Annotated in this window: 15 protein-coding genes and 2 pseudogenes; 5 read left to right on the top strand and 12 right to left on the bottom strand. The window is 63.9% G+C overall.

Annotation, left to right across the window (positions count from 1 at the left end):
* Positions 1–15: 15 nt before the first annotated feature.
* From ACODSJ_RS20200 to ACODSJ_RS20180, 5 genes are read right to left on the bottom strand one after another with little or no spacing between them, the layout of a single operon-like run.
* Positions 16–1,038, bottom strand: coding sequence for a polysaccharide biosynthesis/export family protein (locus ACODSJ_RS20200; RefSeq protein WP_489103411.1), 1,023 nt, complete (start codon positions 1,036–1,038; stop codon positions 16–18).
* A gap of 20 nt (positions 1,039–1,058) precedes the next feature.
* Positions 1,059–1,703 carry a CpsD/CapB family tyrosine-protein kinase gene (locus ACODSJ_RS20195; protein WP_489103410.1) on the bottom strand — a complete coding sequence of 215 codons (645 nt, stop codon included), beginning with the start codon at positions 1,701–1,703 and terminating at the stop codon, positions 1,059–1,061.
* Positions 1,704–2,450, bottom strand: coding sequence for a sugar transferase (locus tag ACODSJ_RS20190; RefSeq protein ID WP_489103409.1), 747 nt, complete (start codon positions 2,448–2,450; stop codon positions 1,704–1,706).
* Positions 2,447–3,517 (bottom strand): NAD-dependent epimerase, encoded by a 1,071-nt coding sequence (locus ACODSJ_RS20185; protein ID WP_489103408.1) that lies wholly within the window; start codon positions 3,515–3,517, stop codon positions 2,447–2,449. Before ACODSJ_RS20185 ends, ACODSJ_RS20190 begins: the two co-directional genes overlap by 4 nt.
* Positions 3,514–4,878 (bottom strand): UDP-glucose dehydrogenase family protein, encoded by a 1,365-nt coding sequence (locus ACODSJ_RS20180; protein ID WP_489103407.1) that lies wholly within the window; start codon positions 4,876–4,878, stop codon positions 3,514–3,516. Before ACODSJ_RS20180 ends, ACODSJ_RS20185 begins: the two co-directional genes overlap by 4 nt.
* Before the next feature lie 378 nt (positions 4,879–5,256).
* On the opposite strand from ACODSJ_RS20180, the gene ACODSJ_RS20175 reads away from it, so the two are divergent.
* The 4 genes and pseudogenes from ACODSJ_RS20175 (at position 5,257) to ACODSJ_RS20160 (ending at position 11,502) form a co-directional block, all read left to right on the top strand.
* A complete protein-coding gene (locus ACODSJ_RS20175) occupies positions 5,257–6,954 on the top strand; it encodes a sulfatase-like hydrolase/transferase (protein ID WP_489103445.1) in 1,698 nt (565 codons plus the stop codon).
* Positions 6,955–7,308: 354 nt separating this feature from the next.
* Positions 7,309–7,801: pseudogene (locus tag ACODSJ_RS20170) on the top strand (ABC transporter ATP-binding protein); the annotation flags it as partial.
* A gap of 175 nt (positions 7,802–7,976) precedes the next feature.
* Positions 7,977–10,442: an ABC transporter permease gene (locus ACODSJ_RS20165; protein ID WP_489103406.1), complete on the top strand. Its 2,466-nt coding sequence runs from the start codon at positions 7,977–7,979 to the stop codon at positions 10,440–10,442.
* Complete coding sequence (locus tag ACODSJ_RS20160) at positions 10,432–11,502, top strand: lipocalin-like domain-containing protein (RefSeq protein WP_489103405.1); 1,071 nt, start codon at positions 10,432–10,434, stop codon at positions 11,500–11,502. The genes ACODSJ_RS20165 and ACODSJ_RS20160 overlap by 11 nt, the downstream gene beginning before the upstream one ends.
* 260 nt (positions 11,503–11,762) lie before the next feature.
* On the opposite strand, the gene ACODSJ_RS20155 is transcribed toward ACODSJ_RS20160, so the two are convergent.
* From ACODSJ_RS20155 to ACODSJ_RS20130, 6 genes are all read right to left on the bottom strand, one after another.
* Positions 11,763–12,281, bottom strand: a complete 519-nt coding sequence (locus tag ACODSJ_RS20155) for an Hcp family type VI secretion system effector (RefSeq protein WP_489103404.1) — start codon at positions 12,279–12,281, stop codon at positions 11,763–11,765.
* A gap of 218 nt (positions 12,282–12,499) precedes the next feature.
* On the bottom strand, positions 12,500–13,876 hold the full coding sequence (gene hglS / locus ACODSJ_RS20150) for a 2-oxoadipate dioxygenase/decarboxylase HglS (RefSeq protein WP_489103403.1): 1,377 nt from the start codon (positions 13,874–13,876) through the stop codon (positions 12,500–12,502).
* A gap of 88 nt (positions 13,877–13,964) precedes the next feature.
* Positions 13,965–15,191 carry a glycolate oxidase subunit GlcF gene (glcF, locus tag ACODSJ_RS20145; protein ID WP_489103402.1) on the bottom strand — a complete coding sequence of 409 codons (1,227 nt, stop codon included), beginning with the start codon at positions 15,189–15,191 and terminating at the stop codon, positions 13,965–13,967.
* On the bottom strand, positions 15,191–16,249 hold the full coding sequence (gene glcE, locus ACODSJ_RS20140) for a glycolate oxidase subunit GlcE (RefSeq protein WP_489103401.1): 1,059 nt from the start codon (positions 16,247–16,249) through the stop codon (positions 15,191–15,193). The genes glcF and glcE overlap by 1 nt, the downstream gene beginning before the upstream one ends.
* Positions 16,249–17,748: a glycolate oxidase subunit GlcD gene (glcD, locus tag ACODSJ_RS20135; protein ID WP_489103400.1), complete on the bottom strand. Its 1,500-nt coding sequence runs from the start codon at positions 17,746–17,748 to the stop codon at positions 16,249–16,251. The genes glcE and glcD overlap by 1 nt, the downstream gene beginning before the upstream one ends.
* A 177-nt stretch (positions 17,749–17,925) precedes the next feature.
* Positions 17,926–18,855 (bottom strand): alpha/beta fold hydrolase, encoded by a 930-nt coding sequence (locus tag ACODSJ_RS20130; protein ID WP_489103399.1) that lies wholly within the window; start codon positions 18,853–18,855, stop codon positions 17,926–17,928.
* A gap of 150 nt (positions 18,856–19,005) precedes the next feature.
* Here ACODSJ_RS20130 and ACODSJ_RS20125 point away from each other — a divergent pair.
* A pseudogene (locus ACODSJ_RS20125) lies at positions 19,006–19,167 on the top strand (glutamate carboxypeptidase); the annotation flags it as partial.
* A 180-nt stretch (positions 19,168–19,347) separates the two neighbouring features.
* Here the strand turns inward: ACODSJ_RS20125 and ACODSJ_RS20120 are convergent.
* A complete protein-coding gene (locus ACODSJ_RS20120; protein WP_489103398.1) occupies positions 19,348–19,689 on the bottom strand; it encodes a DUF6124 family protein in 342 nt (113 codons plus the stop codon).
* Positions 19,690–20,241 lie beyond the last annotated feature (552 nt).

Here is a 20,241-nt window from a genome sequence, read left to right as displayed (position 1 = left end):
CAGGTCACCTGAGGTTCAGTTGTTGCTGCCTTTGTTGTCGACGCGGTAGCCGAAGCTGAACCCCACGCCTTGGAACAGCACCACGTCGGCCAGCTGCCTGGCCAGTTCGCCGGCGCTGGCCAGTTTGGTCTTGGGCACGAAGAGCATGTCTTCCGGTTGCAGGTAGGCGATCTGGGTTGCGTCACCGCTCAGGGCCTTCTCCACGTCGTAGTGCCGGGCTTCGACCATGTTGCCGTTGCGGCGCATGATCACCACCGAGTCGAGCCGTGCCTTGACGTTCGTGCCCCGGGCCAATGTCAGCGCCTCCAGGACCGAGATCGGCCGGCGGATCGGGTAGGAACCCGGCTGGCCGACTTCACCCAGCACATAGATCTCATTCCCGGCGGTGGACTTGAGCAGTACGTCGACGGTCATGTGGCCTGGCAACTGGGCGTAGCGTTCATTGAGCAGGGTTTCCAGCTGGTTGACGGTCATGCCTTGCAGCGGCACCGAACCGATTTCTGGAAAGCTCGCGTAGCCATCCCGGCCCACGGTGATCTCCCGGCTCATGCCGGTGGCCGGGTGGGTCAAGGTGTTGCGCAGGTTCGTTTCGCTAGACAGCGGGCTGGTCACCTGCACCGTCAACTGGTTGCGGTTGGGCTGGAACAGCATTTTCTGGTCATAGGCCCGCTGCACCGCCAGGCGGGCTTCGTCGGTGGTCATGCCAACGACTTTCACCGAGGTGTTGGCCCCCGGCAGTTCGATGGTGCCGTCGGGCATCACCTGCTGCGTACCGTTGAGCTGGCTGGCGGCGGTGAAGTTCAGCGCCACCTGGTCGCCGGCCTGCACGCGATAGGCCTGGGGCCCAGTGGTGCCGATGTGGAAAATCACATCCAGCACATCCTGGGGCCGCAGGGTCTGTTCGACCTTGGGCATGTCGGTGGCCTGGGCATTGGCCGGCGGAGCCGTGAGGATCTGCACCGGCATCGAGCGGGTATCGGTAGTGCTGGTGCAACCGGCAAGCGGCAGCAACAGCAGGACAAGCATTCTGGCGTTCATCTCGTCATCCTTTTGCAGGCTTACAGGTTGTTGTAGAGCCACTTGGGCATGTAGTACTTGCGGCGGTTGAACACACTGCCCACCACTTTCGCGCCGGCCTGGACCAGACGCTGGCGTGTGGCCTGGGCCACCTCCCAGCGGGTGTCTTCACCGCGCACCACCAGCACCACGCCGTCGACCTGGGTGCTGAGCACCAGGGTGTCGCTGGCTGAATACACCGCGTCGGCGTCGATCACCACGAAGCGGTACTGCGCCGCCAGTTGACGGAACAACGGGCGCAACCGCTCGGCGCTCAGGTGTTCGGCGTTATGGCCCAGGCGCCCGTAGGGCAGCACGTCGAAGGGCAGGCTGGAGACCTGCACCACGCAGTCCTGCAACAAGGGCGGGGCGAGGCTGTTGAACAGCAGGTCGCTGAAGCCGCGCTCCTTGTGCAACGACAGTTGCTGGCTGAGGTTGCGCGGTGACTGGCTGGCGTCCACCAACAGCACCCGGCCGCTGCTCATCTGCGCCAGCTGAGCGGCCAGCGCCATGGCGCTGGTGCTGGTGCCTGTGCCGGTGTTGGCGGATGTCAGCAAAAGGATCCGCAAGGAAGGGTCGAGCACGGTCGAGGTCAGGTTGGTCTCGCTCGGGCTGGCTATGGTCAGGATATTGGTTGAACCGTCCATTTAACTCGCTCCGTGGCCGCTGAAAACTTTGAAGGGGGTAATCACCAGGATCTTCAAATCCAGCAAAAGGCTTTGTTCAGCGATGTAGCTGAGGTCCAATTCCACGCGCTGGTCGAAGTCGATGTTGCTGCGCCCGGAGATCTGCCACATGCCGGTCATGCCGGGGTAGATGCTCAGGCGCACAAGATGGTTGTCCTTGTAGCGATAGGCGTTGAACGACGTCGGCCGTGGGCCCACCAGGCGCATGTCGCCGGTCACTACATTGATCAGGTTCGGCAGTTCGTCGAGGCTGCTGCGCCGCAGGAATCGCCCGATGGGGGTGATCCGCGGGTCGTTGTCGATCTTGAAGTCGATGGCGTCGGCGCCGTGTTTGTTGAGGTGGCGCAACGACTCCTTGAGGGCCTCGGCGTCGGCGACCATGGTGCGGAACTTGTACATGCCGAAGACCCGACCACGGTAGCCGGTGCGTTTCTGCACGAACAACACCGGGCCGGGGCTGGAAAACTTGACCAGTACGGCCAGGCCCACCAGCACCGGGCAGAGCAGCACCAGGATTACCAGGGCGCCCAGGCAGGCCACCACCCGATTGGTGCGTGAAAGGGTCCAGGGCCGTCCACCGTCGCGACCGGTCAACCAGCCACGGCCCTGCCGGTGGATGGCGGCGTCCAGGCGCCGACGGTGGTCGGGGTCGACACGTTTGTCGCGTCCGGTGCCATTGATCTCAATAACTTGCTCATGCCGGGTCATGGATGCCTCCGCTGAGGTTCGGTCGCTGGTGCTCGGCCGCAAGCGACGGGTGGAGCGGGCTGCGCGTAGTAGCCGAGAAACCACTGGATGAAACGACCCAGGCCGTCATCCAGCTCGATGCACGGTTGGAAACCGGTGGCTCGGGCCAGGTCGCTGGCGTCTGCGCAGGTGTTGAGCACATCCCCTGCTTGCAGGGGCAGCAGTTCGATACGGGCGGTTCGCCCCAGGTGTTTTTCCAAGAGCGCCACGTAGGTGCGCAGGGCCACCGGTTGTTGCCCGCCGATGTTGTAGATCCGCCAGGGCGCGCGGCTGCTGGCCGGGCCCGGTTGCGCCTGGTCCCACTGTGGCGTGACGTGGGGCGGCAGCTCGATCAGCCGGACGATGCCTTCGATGATGTCGTCGATGTAGGTGAAATCGCGCTGGTGCTCGCCATGGTTGAACAGTTGCAGCACCCGGCCTTCGGTGATGGCGCGGGCGAACTGGATGGGCGACATGTCCGGCCGGCCCCAGGGGCCATACACGGTGAAGAAGCGCAGGCCACTGCTGGGAATGCCGAACAGATGGCTGTAGCTGTGGGCCATCAGTTCATTGGCTTTTTTGCTCGCCGCGTACAGCGACAGCGGATGGTCGACGTTGTCTTGCACCGAATACGGCGTGCGCGGGTTGGCGCCGTACACGGAGCTCGATGAGGCGTAGATCAGGTGCTTGACCGGGTAGCGGCGGCAGCTCTCCAGGATGTTCAGGAACCCGCTGAGGTTGCTGTCGACATAGGCCCGCGGGTTTTCCAGGGAGTAGCGCACGCCGGCCTGGGCGGCGAGGTGGATCACCACATCGGGACGGCGGCTGTGGAACAGCCCGTCGATGGCCGCCGCGTCGGCCAGGTCGATGCGCACCAGCGGGAACTCGCCCACCTGGTCTTTCACCCAGGCCACCCGATCATGCTTGAGTTGCGGGTCGTAGTAGTCGTTGAAATTATCCAGCCCGCAGACCCGGTGGCCGTCGCGTATCAGGCGCAGCACGCAATGGGCACCGATGAAGCCGGCCGCGCCGGTGACCAGGATGTTCATGCTTGCGGCCCCGGCGCAAGGGCGCAAGGCTCGGTGTGGCGCAAGCCGATGCCGCGATACAGCAACCCGGCGGCCGCCAACTGTTCGGGGTTGTACAGGTTGCGACCGTCGATGATCACCCGGGCGCGCAGCTTATGGGCCAGCAGGTCGAAATCCACCACGCGAAAATTCTTCCACTCGGTGCAGATCACCAGGGCGTCGGCGTCTTCCAGGGTGTCGTCGCGGGTGGCACAGAGGTTCAGGTCCTTGCGATAGCCGTAGAGGCGACGGCATTCGGCCATGGCTTCCGGGTCATACGCCTGGACCCGTGCGCCTTCGCGCCACAGCGCTTCCATCAGGTAGCGGCTGGGGGCTTCGCGCATGTCGTCGGTGTTGGGCTTGAAGGCCAGGCCCCAGATGGCGATCGACTTGCCCGCCAGGCCACCTTCGAACTGCTGCGCCAGTTTCTCGAACAGGATGTGCCGCTGGCGATCATTGACGTCGGTGACGCTGCGCAGCAGGCGCAGGGGCATGCCGTTCTGTTCGGCAGTGTGCAGCAGGGCGCGCAGGTCCTTGGGAAAGCATGAGCCACCGAAGCCGCAGCCGGGGTAGATGAAGTGATAGCCGATGCGCGGGTCCGAACCGATGCCCTTGCGCACCGCTTCGATGTCGGCGCCCAACCGTTCGGTGAGGTTGGCCAGTTCGTTCATGAAACTGATGCGGGTGGCGAGCATCGCGTTGGCGGCGTACTTGGTCAGTTCGGCGCTGCGGTTGTCCATGAACATCAGCTTTTCGCGGTTGCGGCAGAAGGGCGCGTAGAGCTCGCTCAACTGCTCACGAGCCACCGGGTCCGAGGTGCCGATGATGATCCGGTCCGGACGCATGCAATCGGCCAGGGCACTGCCTTCCTTGAGAAACTCGGGGTTGGAGACCACCCGCACGTTGAGTTGCTTGAGGCAGCGGCGAGCCAGCACCTGGCGGGCGCACTCGGCGACTTTGTCGGCGGTTCCCACCGGCACCGTGGACTTGATGATCAGGGTGCGGTCGCTGTCCATGAAATCGGCGATCTGCCGGGTGACCGCCAGCACATGGCTCAAGTCTGCCGAGCCGTCTTCGTCGGCTGGCGTGCCGACGGCGATGAAAATCAGTTCGCCATGGTTCACCGCGTCGCTGGCCTGGGAGCTGAACGACAAGCGTCCGGCCTTGAGGGTGTCTTCGAGCAATCCGGACAGCCCGGGCTCGCTGATCGGCGGCACGGCTTGCTGCAGTTGACGGATCTTGTTCGGGTCGATGTCGATGCACAGGACGCGATGCCCGACGTCGGCCAGCGCTGCGGCCTGGATCAGCCCCACATACCCCGTTCCAAATACGCTCACGTCCATCGCAGGCACGCCTCGCAAACCAACTGATGTAACTCGGATGAAACTGTTAAAGGGGGGTATAGCGCAGCTTCGCCAAAGCGTGTCAGCAAAATGACAGTTGTCACTGTTGGCAAAACTAGAGAAGACTTGGCGTTCTGATATCAAGTCCTTGACTGATTTGAATAAGTGGCGTTTTTAAAGGGGTATAGCTGATTTTTAAAAAACGATGAACGGTATTTATCCATAGATGTTGACGATTTTTAGACACAAAGCGTGTCATTTTTGAGCTAACTTTTTTTTGACGCTTTTGCGGCGGGTGTTTTCTTGCGCTTTACCCGCGCGCTGCTAGTGTCCAGTTACGAACGCTCTTTTCATCGCCTTGAAACCGTCGAGAAAGCCATGGCCCGATACCTCAAGGAAATGCTGCTGGCGCTGTACCTGGTCCGGGGGTACGAGTACTACCTGGACCGTTTGAGCGCGCTGGGTCTTGGCTTTGCCACGCTGTTGTATGGGGCGATGTTCGTGGCGTTGGTGCTGGCGTTGTGGATGGCCGCGCACATCCGCATGACCCTCGTGCGGCATCTGTTCGCGTTGGCGATGTTCGTCTCGGCGGTGTTCTTCGAGGTCTATACCCGGGTCACTGACAGCTACCTGACCTACAGCCAGTTTGTCTCGTTGGTGTATTCCGGTGGCTTCATCCAGGAAGCGGCCTACCAGTACCGCGAGACGATCATCAGCGCCGGGGCCGGAGGGTTGCTGCTGCTGTGGGGCATTGGCCTCAAGCCGCGCCATCGCTTGGCGATCCCGAGCTACCTGCCGGTCGCTGCGCCCTTGCTCGGGGTGCTGTTGCTCAGCGGCGTGCTCTTCGTGCGCGCGGGCGAGGGTGCGCGCGGGTTGCCGGTGATGTACACCCCGCTGGCCTACCTGAACCTGTTTGCCTACGAGGCCTTGCACAACACGGTCGGCCCTCGGGAACCCGTGCATCTGGCACGGCGGGCGGGGGCTGTGGGGCATGACATCGTGCTGGTGATCGATGAAAGCGTTGCCGGTAACTACCTGGACATCAACACCCCGTTTGGCGTGCGCACGGGCCTTCAAACACCTCCCGATGGCGTGACGCTGTTCAATTTCGGTTACGCCGCCTCCATTGCCAATTGCAGCGCCGACACCAACGTGACCCTGCGCTACGGTGGCACTCGCGCCGACTACATGCGCATCAACAGCACGCTGCCGTCGATCTGGCAGTACGCCAAGAACGCCGGGTTGCGCACGGTCTACATCGACGCGCAGCGCACGGGCGGCAACCTGCAGAACCTGATGACCGATCTGGAAAAACGCGACATCGACGAGTTCGTCCAATTCGACCAGGTCCCCGTGCGCGACCGTGACATGGCGGCGGCGGCGAAACTGATCGAGCTGCTCGGCGATGACCAGGCCGAGCTGGTGGTGGTCAACAAGCTGGGCGCGCATTTTCCGGTCCACGACAAATACCCGGACGCCTTCATGACCTACCGTCCGGCCTTGCCCCGCGGGCAGTTCCAGGACGTGACCGACACCGGCAAGCGCGATGGCTTCAACGGCCAGAAGGATGATTGGGTGCTGTACCGCAACGCCTACCAGAACACCTTGCTGTGGAATGTCGGTGAGTTCTTCAGGCGCATTTTCCAGCAGGCCGATTTGAGCAACGCGGTGCTGATCTACACCTCCGACCACGGCCAGGACCTGCACGAGCGTGGCAACCCGGGACTCAACACCCACTGCGGCGGCGACCCGGTGGCGGAGGAGGGGCTCGTCCCGCTGGTGGTGATGCAAGGCGCCCACCTGCACACGCTGGATTGGCAACGCGCCTGGGCACAGAACAAGGACCGTTCCAGCCACTACAACATCTTCCCGACGTTGCTGCAGTTGATGGGCTACGAACCGGCCGGGATCGAAGCGATCTACGGCAAATCCCTGGGCGAGCCGACCGAAGACGCCTTCACCTTCAACTACCGTTTCAACGCACGGCTGGGGGCTGTGCCGGAATGGAGACACATCGACCTCAACCGCATCGTCACACCCGGGCCGGCGCAGGTGGAAATGGCGGCGGGGCATTGATCGATTTCCTCTGCTGAGGCGAGGTTGCCCATTCCCCTGTGGGAGCAAAGCTTGCTCGCGATAGCGGTGGGTCAGCTGACGGCGATGTCGAGTGTGCAGCCGTTATCGCGAGCAAGCTTTGCTCCCACAGTTAACTCGGTTGTTCACAGATTCGATGTTCACCCCCAATCCCCGGTGCGAGCCTGCTCGCGATAGCGGTGGGTCAGCTGACGGCGATGTCGAGTGTGCAGCCGTCATCGCGAGCAAGCTTTGCTCCCACAGGCTCGCTCCCATCCTTTTTCTGAGGTGACGAGCGTTCTCGCTGTGCCTCAACCTCCGCTATCCTGACTCCTCGCTCATTTGCCGGGCTTTGCCATGCTTGAGGTTCACGACGTCTTCAAAAGCTACCCCACCCCCCAAGGCCCATTGCCCGTGTTGCAAGGCGTCGACCTGACGTTGCCGGTGGGCAGCAGCCTGGCATTGATGGGCGAGTCGGGCAGTGGCAAGAGCACTTTGCTGCACCTGGTCGCCGGGTTGGACAAGGTCGATCGCGGCAGCATCCGCAGCGGTGGTCATCGGCTTGACGGCATGAGCGAGAGCCAGTTGGCGAACTGGCGAAGGACCGAAATCGGCCTGGTGTTCCAGCAGTTCAACCTCATCAGCAGTTTGTCGGTGGAGGACAACCTGGCGTTCCAGGCACGCTTGTGCGGTCGCCATGACGCGTCCTGGCAGGCCCATCTGGTGCAGCGGCTCGGGCTTGCGTCGCTGCTGCGGCGTTATCCCGAGCAATTGTCCGGCGGGCAGCAGCAACGGGTTGCGTTGGGCCGGGCGCTGGCCTCGCGGCCGCCCTTGTTGCTGGCCGACGAGCCCACCGGCAGCCTCGATGAAACCACCAGTGACGAGGTGTTGCAGCTGTTGTTGGAATTGCTCGACGCCAGTGCCACGAGCCTGTTGATGGTGACTCACAGCCCGCGCGTGGCGGCCCGCCTGGCCCACCGTGTGGTCTTGCAGGGCGGGCGTCTTGCCCAGGTGGACGCGGGGTGATGATTTTTCGCCAGACCCTCAAGGCCCTGCTCAGCCATTGGCGCCAGCACCCGGTGCAGTTTTTCAGTGTGCTGACCGGGCTGTGGCTCGCCACCAGCTTGCTCACGGGCGTGCAAGCGTTGAACAGCCAGGCGCGGGAAAGTTATGCCCGGGCCAGCCAGCTCATCGGCGGCGAGCCCCAGGCCAGCCTCAGTGCGCCGGGTGGCGGCACGTTCCCTCAGCAATGGTTCATCGATCTGCGGCGCCAGGGTTGGCCGGTGTCGCCCGTATTGCAGGCCCGTGTACAGCTCAAGGGGCACGACGATCTGCGCCTGCAACTGATGGGCATCGACCCGGTGTCGCTGCCGCCCGGTGCGGCGCTGGCGGGGCAGGCGCGGGAGATGAGCGAGGTGGTGGCGTTTTTCAGCGACCCTGGGCGCACGTGGATCGCCCCCCAGACCTTGCAGGCATTGGGACTGCGCGAGGGCGAGCGGCCCCGGACCGTCGATGAAAAACCGTTGCCGCCGCTGCATGTCCAGGCGGACATGGCACCGGGTGTGCTGTTGATGGACATCGGTTTTGCCCAACAAGTGTTGGGCTTGCCAGAGCAATTGTCGCGATTGCTGTTGCCGGCCACGTTCAACAAGACGTTGCCGCCAGCGTTCAACGATCGGCTGCAATTCAAACACGCCGACGAAGAAAACAATCTGTCACGCCTGACCGAGAGTTTTCACCTGAACCTCGATGCCCTGGGATTTTTATCGTTCGTGGTGGGGCTGTTCATCGTCCATGCGGCGATTGGCCTGGCCCTGGAGCAGCGCCGCGGCCTGATGCGGACCTTGCGGGCCTGTGGTGTCAGTGCGCGGGTACTGGTTGCCAGCCTGACCCTGGAGTTGGGGATGCTGGCGTTGCTGGGCGGCGTCGCCGGGGTGATCAGCGGCTATTGGCTGGCTAGCCTGTTGTTGCCCGATGTCGCGGCGAGCCTGCGCGGGCTGTACGGCGCTGAAGTGGCCGGGCACTTGAGCCTCAGCCCGTGGTGGTGGCTCAGTGGTGTGGGCTTGAGCCTGCTGGGTGCACTGCTGGCTGGAGCTGACAGCCTGCTGCGGGCGGCGCGCCTGCCGTTGCTGGCGCTGGCCAATCCCCAGGCCTGGCATCAGGCCCATGCACGATGGCTGCGTCGCCAGGGTTGGGTGGCGAGCCTGGCGGCCTTGATCGGCGTGGCAGCGCTGATCGGGGGCAACAGCCTGGCCAGCGGTTTCATCCTGATGACCGCGTTGTTGCTGGGGGCGGCGCTGGCGCTGCCGGTGTTGCTCAACAGTGGCCTGAACCTGCTGTTGCGCCGCAGCCGCTCGGTGCTCGGGCAGTGGTTTCTCGCCGATTGTCGCCAGCAATTGCCGATGTTGAGCCTGGCGCTGATGGCCCTGTTGCTGGCACTGGCGGCGAACATCGGCGCCGGCAGCATGACCGCCGGTTTTCGCCAGACGTTCAACCATTGGCTCGAACAACGGCTCACCGCAGAACTGTACGTCAGCCCGCAAACCCCGGCCCAGGCCGGCGAGCTGCACGCCTGGCTCAAACAGCAGGCGGCGGTCAGCGCGGTGCTGCCCAACTGGCAAGTGAACCTCGCCTTGCAAGGCTGGCCGACGGACCTCTTCGCGATCATCGATCACCCCAACTACCGCCAGCACTGGCCGCTGCTCGAATCAGCCGAAAAACCCTGGGAACAACTGGCCGGCGACGACACGCTGATGCTCAGTGAGCAATTGGCCCGGCGCCTGAAAGTGAAGGTCGGCGACCAGTTGATCCTGCCCACGCCACAGGGCCCTTGGGCGCCGCGTATCGTCGGGATCTATGCCGACTACGGCAACCCCAAGGGCCATATGCTGGTCAATGCCGATCATTTGCTGGCCCATTGGCGGCAACTGACGCCGTATCGCTTCAATCTGCGCATCGAGCCGTCCGCCATCCCGGCGCTGCTGACGGCGTTGCAACAGCGGTTCGGCCTGGATGACAGCCGTATCGTCGATCAGGCCCGGCTCAAGGGATGGTCGACCCAGGTGTTCGAGCGCACCTTCGCGGCCACCGCCGCCCTCAACAGCCTGACGCTGGCGGTGGCCGGGGTGGCGCTGTTCATCAGCCTGCTGACCCAGAGCCAGAGTCGCCTCGGCCAATTGGCCCCCCTGTGGGCGTTGGGCGTGACGCGCCGGCAACTGATGCTGCTCAACCTTGGCCAAACCTGGCTGCTGGCGTTGCTGACCCTGGTGCTGGCCCTGCCGTTGGGCATCGCCCTGGCCTGGTGCCTGGACGCGGTGATCAATGTGCAGGCTTTTGGCTGGCGCCTGCCGTTACAGGTGTTCCCGTTGCAGTTGGTGCAGTTGCTGGCCCTGGCGATGTTCGCCACGTTGCTGGCCTCGGCCTGGCCGCTGTACGCCCTGTATCGCACGCAACCGGCGGATCTGCTGAGGACGTTTGCCCATGAAGATTAGGCTTGGCCTGATGCTGCTGGCAGTGCTCAGCGGTTGCGATGACTCGGCGCCGCCGCAAAAGGGCTTCGCCGGCCTCGGTGACCAGGCGGTGGCGTTCACGCCGGTGGTGCCTGGGCGGGTGTTCGGTTTCCCGGCTGACCACGGCCTGCATGACGGTTTTCGCATCGAGTGGTGGTACGTCACCGCCAACCTCAAGGATGCCCAGGGCCGGGATTTCGGTGTGCAGTGGACGCTGTTTCGCAGTGCTCTGGATGCCGCGCCCCAGGCCAGCGGCTGGCGCAACCAGACGATCTGGCTCGGCCACGCCGCTGTCACTTCTGCCACTGCGCACTATGCGGCCGAGCGCTATGCCCGGGGCGGCGTCGGGCAGGCCGGGGTGCAGGCGGTGCCTTTCAGCGCCTGGATCGACGATTGGCAGTTCAGCACTCAGGCCCCGGGAGCAGAGCCGTTGGCAGACATGCAACTGAAGGCGCGCGACCCGCGTTTCAGCTACGCGTTGCGACTGACGTCGAGCCGTCCGTTGGTGTTGCAGGGGGATCATGGTTTCAGTCAGAAATCGGAACAGGGGCAGGCGTCGTACTACTACAGCCAGCCGTTTTTCCAGGCCCGCGGCGAGCTGGAAATCGACGGCCAGCGCTATCAGGTCAGCGGCCCGGCGTGGTTGGACCGCGAATGGAGCAGCCAGCCGCTGACGGCCAATCAGACCGGCTGGGACTGGTTCTCCCTGCACCTGGACAGCGGCGAACACCTGATGCTTTACCGCATGCGCCACAAGAATGGCGCGCCATACCTCACCGGCACCTGGATCGATGCCGGGGGCCAGTCGCAAACCCTGGACGCCGGGCAGATCAGCCTCGTGCCCCAGGACACCGCCAAGGTGGCCGGGCGCTCGATGCCGATACGCTGGTCCGTCAGGATTCCCGGCAAGCAACTGGACATCACCACCCAGGCGCTGAACCCCAACGCCTGGATGAACCTGCGCATTCCCTATTGGGAAGGACCGGTGAAGGTCAGCGGCAGCCACGGCGGCGAGGGTTATCTGGAAATGACCGGCTATTGAGAATCACTGGAACTCTGCGCGCACGTCGCCCCTCGCTAACGCCGTCACACGTTAAACAATTATTTAAACGGCGACGCGGACATCACCCCAAAGTTCCACTATTATTGGCCCGTTCGCCCAGTGTCAGGCTCTTTACCAGTGCATGGAATGCCGAGGCCGTCGCACTGGGCGAACACCGTCCGAAGCAAAAGAATCCAACGATCGAGATCGAAGTACATCGACCAGCAGCACTGGCCGATGCGCGAATGGCTGTGCTCGATTTAGCCGGCGACTGGCGCGCGCCAGTCGTCGGAACCCGAGGTGCCACTGACTTCATGCGTCCAAGTGATCTTGCGGTAGGTGAAGTGCACGTCTTCCAAGTGAGTAAAGTGGGCGTTTGCCGGGTCCTGGCAGTTGAACATGTAGTCCTTGATCTCGACGACGATTGCGTCCCACAGCGTGGTGGTGAAGTAGTGTTCCTGAGTGCCGGCAGCCGAAGTTCGGAACCATTGGAGCACCACTTCCTCCATGCGCTCTCCGCTAGTCAGTGCCGCCATCAGTAGCGGCGTGGCCTTATCGAACACTTTGGTAATGATAAGAGGCTGATGTACGCGCTGACCGGTTGGCTGGCCGGATTGAGGATCGCGTGGAACAGTGACCTGGTGCTGAAAACCCTGCACCATGATTTTGTCTTCACGTCCTTCCTGATAGATATTGCCAACCGAATCAGCCGTAAATGCACCGGCGGTGATCAGGCCTTGTTTCATGCCTTTGATGGTCATATACGCGGGGGTAGCCAATGGATGCTCTCCTTGCTGGATAACTAAAGGGCCTGGGGCGGCAGTCGCCCCGAGGTGGCCTGACGGTTATCAAGCGCTATGCCATTTCCATAAATGCCTTAGCGATCAAAGAGTTGAGCGATTCATCAGGCATGCATCCCCCGCGATCGACAAAAAAACACGCAGCGGGTTACAGATCCCCGGCGCCAATTCTTGCCGCCCAGGCCTACAGACCTTTCCTATAGCCCCAGTGCGGCGAGGCATTCCTCGACGGAGCGCTGTTGTGTCTGGGCGTACAGCGCCAGTTCATCGAGAGTTGCTCGTCCCAGTGCCGTTTCGAAGGCCTGGCGATTGGACCGGCTGGCATAGTGGCTTTGGGCGGCGTCGCCGAGGTTCGACTGGAAGATGCCGGCGGCGCTGACCGGCAGGAAATCTTCGTACACCAAGGGTTCAGCGCGCAGGTATTGCTGCTCCAGCAACTGTTCCAGCGAGGTCGACGGCTCGATCGTGCCTTTGGCCGCCAGGCCCTTGGGCGTCACGAAATAGCGGAAATACGCCAATGCCTGCCGGCGCAACTCGTCATGATCGTCGGGGAAGGGCGCGAAGTGCTCGGTCATCAACGCGTTGTAGCGCTCGGCATTGGCCTCGTTGGGAAATGCCCCCAGTGCATCGCGTGCGGCGTTCAACAATTGATCGTAGAGCCTGCGGCCCTTGGGCGTGAGGGCGGCGCCGCGTTGTTCGATTTCGCCGAAGCGCGCGCTGTGGCTGCCTTGGGCGGCCGGCTGATCGGTGAAGGCGACCGGCTCGTCGAGGGCCTTGAAGCTGGTCTGGCGCAGCAGGATCGGGCACTGCCGACGGGGCGGGCCTTCGATCACGGCCTTGGGGGTAATGCCATGCACCGGCATCTGCGCCTGGACGATGTCGATGTCCAGGGTGCGCGGCGTCAGGTGGTTGATGTGCGGGCCCTTGAACGCCACGACGTCGGCGATCAGCCGGTGCTGGGCGCTCAGTTGCCGGTACTGTTCGGCGGTGACGGTGGCGCTGTGGTGCCAGCGAAAGGTTTCCAGGGCCTGTAGGACGAAATCCTCTGCCTGCTGCTCCGTCAGGCCGCCCTGGCGTTCGGCCAGGTCGATGAGTTCGAGGGCGCCGGGGGTGAAGATCTGCCGTTTATCCAGCACCGATTCGGCAAAGGCCCGAAGCTCGGCGTTCTCGATCAGTTCCAGGCGCAGCAGTGAGGTGAACACCCGGAACGGGCTGACCTGCAACGCGCTTTCATGCACGGCGCGAAACGCGGTGGAATGCACCGGCACCCCGGCCGGTGTGAGGTCGTAGTAGCCCACCGGCTCCATGCCCATGACCGCAAACAGCCGTCCCAGGGTCGCCAGCTCGGCGGCGGTGCCGACACGGATCGCGCCGTGGCGTTCCAGGTCCAGACGCTGGCGTTCGCCGGTGCTGTCCAGGTGTGCGGCCAGGGACGGATCCTGGGCCAGCACCTGGGCGTTGGTGTGCTCCACCAGTTTCATCAGCGCGCCGTACAGCGGCACCTCGTCGCGGTACATGTCGGACATCGCTTTGGAGAAGCGTTGGCGGATCAGGTCGGGGCTGACGAAGCTCATCGTAAGAATTCCTGGCGAGGACTGTGGGAAAGTTGGACGAAAGATCGCAGCCTTCGCCGGCCCCGGCAAACGAAGAATCTTCAGGACTTCATTCTGCCAGGGACTGATCCACCAGCTCGATCCAGTGCCGCACGGGCGTGCGCCCGGCGCCGTCGAGGTGGGCCTGGCAGCCGACGTTGGCGGTGACGATCAGCGCCGGCTGGCCGCTTTCCAGCGCATTGAGGCGGTTGTCGCGCAGTTGCCGCGCCAAGGCGGGCTGGGTCAGTGAATAAGTGCCCGCCGAGCCGCAACACAGATGGCCGTCGGGCACCTCGGTAAGGTTGAAACCCAGGCGCGTCAGCAGCGCTTCGAGGCGACCGCCGAGTTTCTGCGCGTGCTGCAAGGTGCAGGGGCAATGGACGGCGATGCGCTGGTTGCGGGCCGCACAGATCTGCTCCAGCGGTTCCTTGTCGAGCACTTGCACCAGGTCCAACGCCCGTTCACTCACGTGCCTGGCCTTGGCGGCGTAGGTCGGGTCATGTTCCAGAAGATGCCCGTAGTCCTTGATGAAGGCGCCGCAGCCGCTGGCGGTCTGGACAATCGCTTCGGCGCCGTTTTCCAGGTGCGGCCACCAGGCGTCGATGTTCTGCCGGGCGCGCTCCAGCCCGGCGGCCTGGGCATCGAGGTGATAATCCAGTGCACCGCAGCAGCCGGCCGCTGCGCAAGGGATCACGCTGATGCCGAGCCGATCCAGCACTCGCGCCGCCGAGGCGTTGGTGTTGGGCGACAGGCCCGGTTGCACGCAACCTTCAAGCATCAGCACCCGACGTGGATGCCGCACTGCCGGGTGCTCGCCTTGGGCTGAGGCCGGAGCACGGTGGGGCAGTTTGGCGCTCAGGTCGGTCGGCAGCAGCGGGCGAAACACCGTCCCAAGCCCCAGCAGTGCCTTGAATCGCGCGGGGCTGGTGGCCAGGCTTCGCAGCCCCAGGCGCAGCGCCCGTTGGCCGGCGGGGCGCGGTACGGCTTGATCGACCAGCGCCCGGCCGATGTCCAGCAGGTTGTGGTAATCCACCCCGGACGGGCACGTGGTCTCACAGTTGCGACACGACAGGCAGCGGTCCAGGTGCAGTTGCGTGCTGGCGCTTGGCGGCTGGCCTTCGAGCACCTGCTTGATCAGGTAGATGCGCCCCCGCGGGCCGTCCAGTTCATCGCCGAGCAATTGATAGGTGGGGCAGGTGGCGTTGCAGAAACCGCAATGCACGCAGGTGCGCAGGATCCGTTCGGCTTCCTCGGCGCGGGGTAGATGTTTGCTTTCCTCATTGAACCGAGTCTGCATTAAACCTCCGGGTACATTCGCCCAGGGTTGAACAGCCCCAGGGGATCGAGCCGGGCCTTGAGCTGCCGGTGATAACGCAGCAGCGCCGGGGCCAGCGGCTGGAACGGCGTGTCGGTGGTGCCATGACTGTAGCAGGTGGCATGGCCGCCCACTTCATGGGCCAGGGCCTGCACCGTGTCGGCAGCGGTTTTCAGCCAGCGCTGGGCGCCGCCCCAGTCGATCAGTTGCTCACCGGGCAGGACGAGCGGACCAGTGGCGTTGGGCAACGACAGGCGCCACAGTGGCAGGTTTTCGTCGAAGAAGGCCAGGCGTTGTTCGTTCAGGTCTGTCCAGTATTGGCTATCGATCACTTCGCCGCCGAACCGCTGGTGGGCCGCGCTGACCGAACCTTCGCCGCCTTCCAGGCGCAGGTGCAGGCACTGTCCGTCATGGCTCGCGGCGCTGATGGGCAAAGGCTGCCGGCCCCATTCGACGAGTTTCGCCAGGGCCTCGGTGCTGTCCAGCTCCAGGCGGAGGCTCAGGCACTGGCGGGGCTTGGGCAGCACTTTCAAGGAGACTTCGGTGATCACCCCCAGGCAGCCGAAACTGCCTGTCAGCAGACGCGAGAGGTCGTAGCCGGCGACGTTTTTCATCACCTCGCCGCCGAAACGCAGCAAGGTGCCGTGGCCGCTGATCAGGCGCGTGCCGAGGACGAAGTCGCGCACCGATCCCGCCCACGGACGACGCGGCCCCGATAGTCCGGTGGCGACCATGCCGCCCACTGTGGCGTCGTCGCCGAAGGCCGGTGGCTCGCATGGCAACCGTTGCCCGGCGGCATCGAGGGCGGTGAGCAGTTCGCGCAACGGCGTGCCGGCACGGGCGGTGATGACCAGCTCCGTGGGGTCGTAATGGACGATGCCACGGTGCGCGCGGGTGTCCAGCACTTCGCCGGCCACTTCGCGTCCCAGGAACGCCTTGCTGTTCGAACCCTGGATGCGCAGCGGCGTGGCGTCGGCGCGGGCGCGGTTGACCTGGTCCAACAGCTCGGCGCTGGCGTCGCAGTCCACGAGGTCGATCATCAGAAGCGCTCCAGCTCAGGAAACGGCAACTGCCCGCCGTGAATGTGCATCGCGCCGAACTCGGCGCAGCGGTGCAGGGTAGGGATGTTCTTGCCGGGGTTGAGCAGGCCTTGGGGATCGAACGCCGCTTTTACCGCGTGGAACAGGTTCAATTCGTCGCCGTTGAACTGCGTACACATCTGATTGATTTTTTCCCGGCCGACCCCGTGCTCGCCGGTGATGCTGCCACCCACCTGGACACATAATTCGAGGATTTTTCCGCCCAGGGTTTCGGCGCGTTCCAGTTCGCCGGGCTGGTTGGCATCGAACAGGATCAGCGGGTGCATGTTGCCGTCGCCGGCGTGAAACACATTGGCGACCCGCAGGCCATGTTCGGCACCGAGGCTGGCGATGCGCTGCAGCACCTCGGGCAGGGCGCGTCGGGGGATGGTGCCGTCCATGCAATAGTAGTCCGGCGCCAGGCGGCCCACCGCCGGGAAGGCGTTCTTGCGTCCTGCCCAGAACCGCAGGCGTTCGGCCTCGTCCCGCGCTTGGCGCACCTCGGTGGCACCGGCCTGTTGTAGCACCTGGCGCACGCGCTCGCAGTCGTCATGCACGTCGGCCTCGACCCCATCCAGTTCGCACAGCAGGATCGCTTCGGCGTCCACCGGGTAGCCGGCGTGGATGAAATCTTCGGCGGCGCGGATCGCCAGGTTGTCCATCATTTCCAGGCCGCCGGGGATGATGCCGGCGGCGAGGATGTCGGCCACCGCCCGTCCGGCCTTGTCCACCGAATCGAAACTGGCCAGCAGCACCTTGGCGACCTGGGGCCGGGGCAGCAGCTTGACCGTCACTTCGGTGATCACCCCGAGCAAGCCTTCGGAGCCGGTGAACAAGGCCAACAGGTCCAGGCCTGCCGAGTCGAGGGCTTCGCTGCCCAGGGTCAGGCGTTCGCCTTCGATCGTGAGGATCTCCACGTTCAGCAGGTTGTGCACCGTCAGGCCGTACTTGAGGCAGTGCACGCCACCGGCGTTTTCCGCGACGTTGCCGCCGATGGAGCAGGCGATCTGCGACGACGGATCCGGCGCGTAATACAAGCCGAACGGCGCTGCGGCCTGGGAGATCGCCAGGTTGCGCACCCCCGGCTGAAGCCGTGCGGTGCGTGCATCGGGGTCGATGTGCAGGATCTGGTTGAACCGCGCCATCACCAGCAGCACGCCGCTTGCCAGGGGCAGGGCGCCGCCGGACAAACCGGTCCCGGCGCCCCGGGCGACCACCGGCACATTCCGGGCATGGCAAAGCTTGAGCAGCGCCTGCACCTGCTCGACGCGCCGGGGCAAGACCACCAGCAGCGGCGTGGTGCGGTAGGCCGACAGCCCGTCGCATTCGTAGGGCTTGAGGTCTTCCTCTCGGTGCAGGATGTCCAGGTCGGGAACCTGGGCCTGCAAGGCTGCAAGCAAGGCCTGTTTGTCCACCTTCGGCAAGGGACCGTCGAGGTGTTCGTCGTAGAGGATGTTCATAGGCGACCCCTCAGAAAATGATGATCTGTGGCGAGGGAGCTTGCTCCCGCTCGGCGGCGCAGCCGTCGTTAAGCGGCTGATGCGGTTTGTCTGTTGCACCGCGGCGTCTGGGTTGGGGGGGCTACGCCCCCCAGCGGGAGCAAGCTCCCTCGCCACAGGGTATCCCTTGTATCGCAGTCACTGCCCCAACCCCCGGAGAAACTCCCGGTACAGCACCGCGGTTTTCCCCGGTTTTTCCACCATGGGCATGTGCCCGACCCCGTCCCAGATTTCCACCCGCAGGTCGGCGATGCCCTTGCTCCACACCGGCACGCTGCTGACGTCGATCAGCCGGTCCTTGCGGCCCCACAGCAACAGCGACGGCGCACGAATGTCGGGCAGGCGCGGTTCCATCGGCGGGCTGGCGCGAAAGTCGACGAAGATCTCTGCCAGTTCATCCCTGTGCTGTTCGTAACGCTGGGCCAATGCCGCCAGCACCACGTTCGGTAGCCAGGGCGGCGAGGCCATGGTCATCGCGTAGAACGGTGCGAAATCATCCCGTGAATCCACGAGGAAGGGGTTATGCCCGGCGGCCAGGTGGCGCTCCATGTCGCTGGACTCGGGCGCGGTGACGCCGGCCGGATCGATCAGCGCCAGGGTCAGGATCCGCTCTGGCGAAGTGGCCGCCAGCCACGCGGCGAGGTGGCCCCCCATGGAATTGCCGATCACATGGACCTTGTCCAGGCCACAGGCGTCCAGCAACTCGATCACCCGCCGGGCCTGAGTCGGAATGTCGTAGCCACCGCCCGCCTTGAAGCCGGTTTCGCCATGGCCGGCCAGGTCGGGGATCACCACCCGGTAATCATTGACGAAATACCGGGCAAAGCGCAGCCAGAGGTTCTTGTCGGCGCTGTAGCCATGCAGCATCAGGATGCTGCCGGACGCCTCATAAGGCCCGCCTTGCCAGGTCGACACGGTCATCTCGCTGATGGGGACCGTGATCTTGTGCAACCGGTACAGCCGCGCCTCCAGGGCCATGCCCATGTCATACAACACGTGACCGATGCCCGGGTAGGTCAACCAGCTCCAGGCGATAAACACGGCAAGTAATGCCCACAGCACCAGCATGCTTTGCCCTCCACGGCTCGGACAGAGGTCAGTTCAGGCGCGGGCAAGTGAAGCTCGAACCCCGGAACATGGACCTTCTCTCGGTATAGTCAAAAACCGGGGAGAATCCTGCATTGGAGGGTGAATTAATCGTTTCACGACGTATATCCGGCGGACGCCAGCCTGTCGGCCGGTGTGGGCACACCGACGCTGGACGGCTTTGGGATTGTCGGCGGCAATATCCATACGCCGGAGGAATACGCCGAGGTCGAGAGCGTGGTGCCCAGGATTTATCTGCTGTCGCGGATGATCATGGAGTTGGCAGAGCGGTAAAAGACCGCTCATGCTTTATGACACACAGCATTTGTGGCACCGCTCGGCTGTGGGAGCAAGGCTTGCCCGCGATGAAGGCGACGCGGACTTCTGAGGAACCGCGGCGTCTGCATCGCGAGCAAGCTTTGCTCCCACATGACGGGAGCAAGCTCCCTCGCCACGGGGGATGCGCTGTGGCGGCTAGCGCGCTTCGACGTTATCCAGCGCCCGGTTCGCCAGCAGCCCGCTCAGCTCGATCAACTGCTGGATGCCCAGGGCAACGTGGCGCCTGGAACCGTCCAGGCCGAACGCCAGGTCGCTGATCATGGCATTGGCCGAGGCCAGGGTTTCGCTGAGGTTGGCGAGCAGGGACTCGGTGTCGATGTCGTTGACGACGGTGAAGAGTTGGCTTGGGTCGGTTTCGGAGGGGGTGGGTTTCGGTTTGAGGTAGAAATCGAGCGCGCGGTCGGCGGCTTTGTCGAATTCTTTTTTGTCGGCGGCGGACGGGGCGGTGTCCGGTGGGTTGGGTGTTGGTTTGAACATAAATGAAACTCCCGATGCGTTTGAGGAGCCATTACCCTCTCGCTACCAAACGGAGGGGTGGTGGCCATACGAAGGTTGGTAGACCGGGCATCGGGAGCCGGCGTCTCCGAAGAGACCCTGCGCAGGGCCACCATAAAGCGAAGCGCATGACTGCACTTGCAAGAGGCAACGCTATGCACCGAAGACCCGGGCTACCAAACCCGATCGCTGATTCGTCAGCGACCGGAAAACGATAAAGCCCAGGCCTCAAGGCGCACAAGCCGGCGGATTCTGGCGTAGTTGTAGGCAACGGCGCAAGGCGCGGTAGCCCGTTCCCACGCCGCAGCCAGCTCCGATAAACACACAGGCTTTTGTGACCCTGCACAGCTGTGGGAGCAAGGCTTGCCCGCGATGAAGATGACGTGGACTTCTGAGGAACCGCGGCGTCTGTATCGCGAGCAAGCTTTGCTCCCACAGGTTTCGAGGTGGACACAGCCTTTATGGATACCCCCTCGATCCAATGTGGGAGCAAAGCTTGCTCGCGATGACGTCGGCACATCCAGCATCGATGCA

The organism is Pseudomonas sp. FG6, from assembly GCF_057809015.1.
Note: the sequence above shows the minus strand (reverse complement) of the source record. Positions and strands in the feature narration are given on the sequence as shown.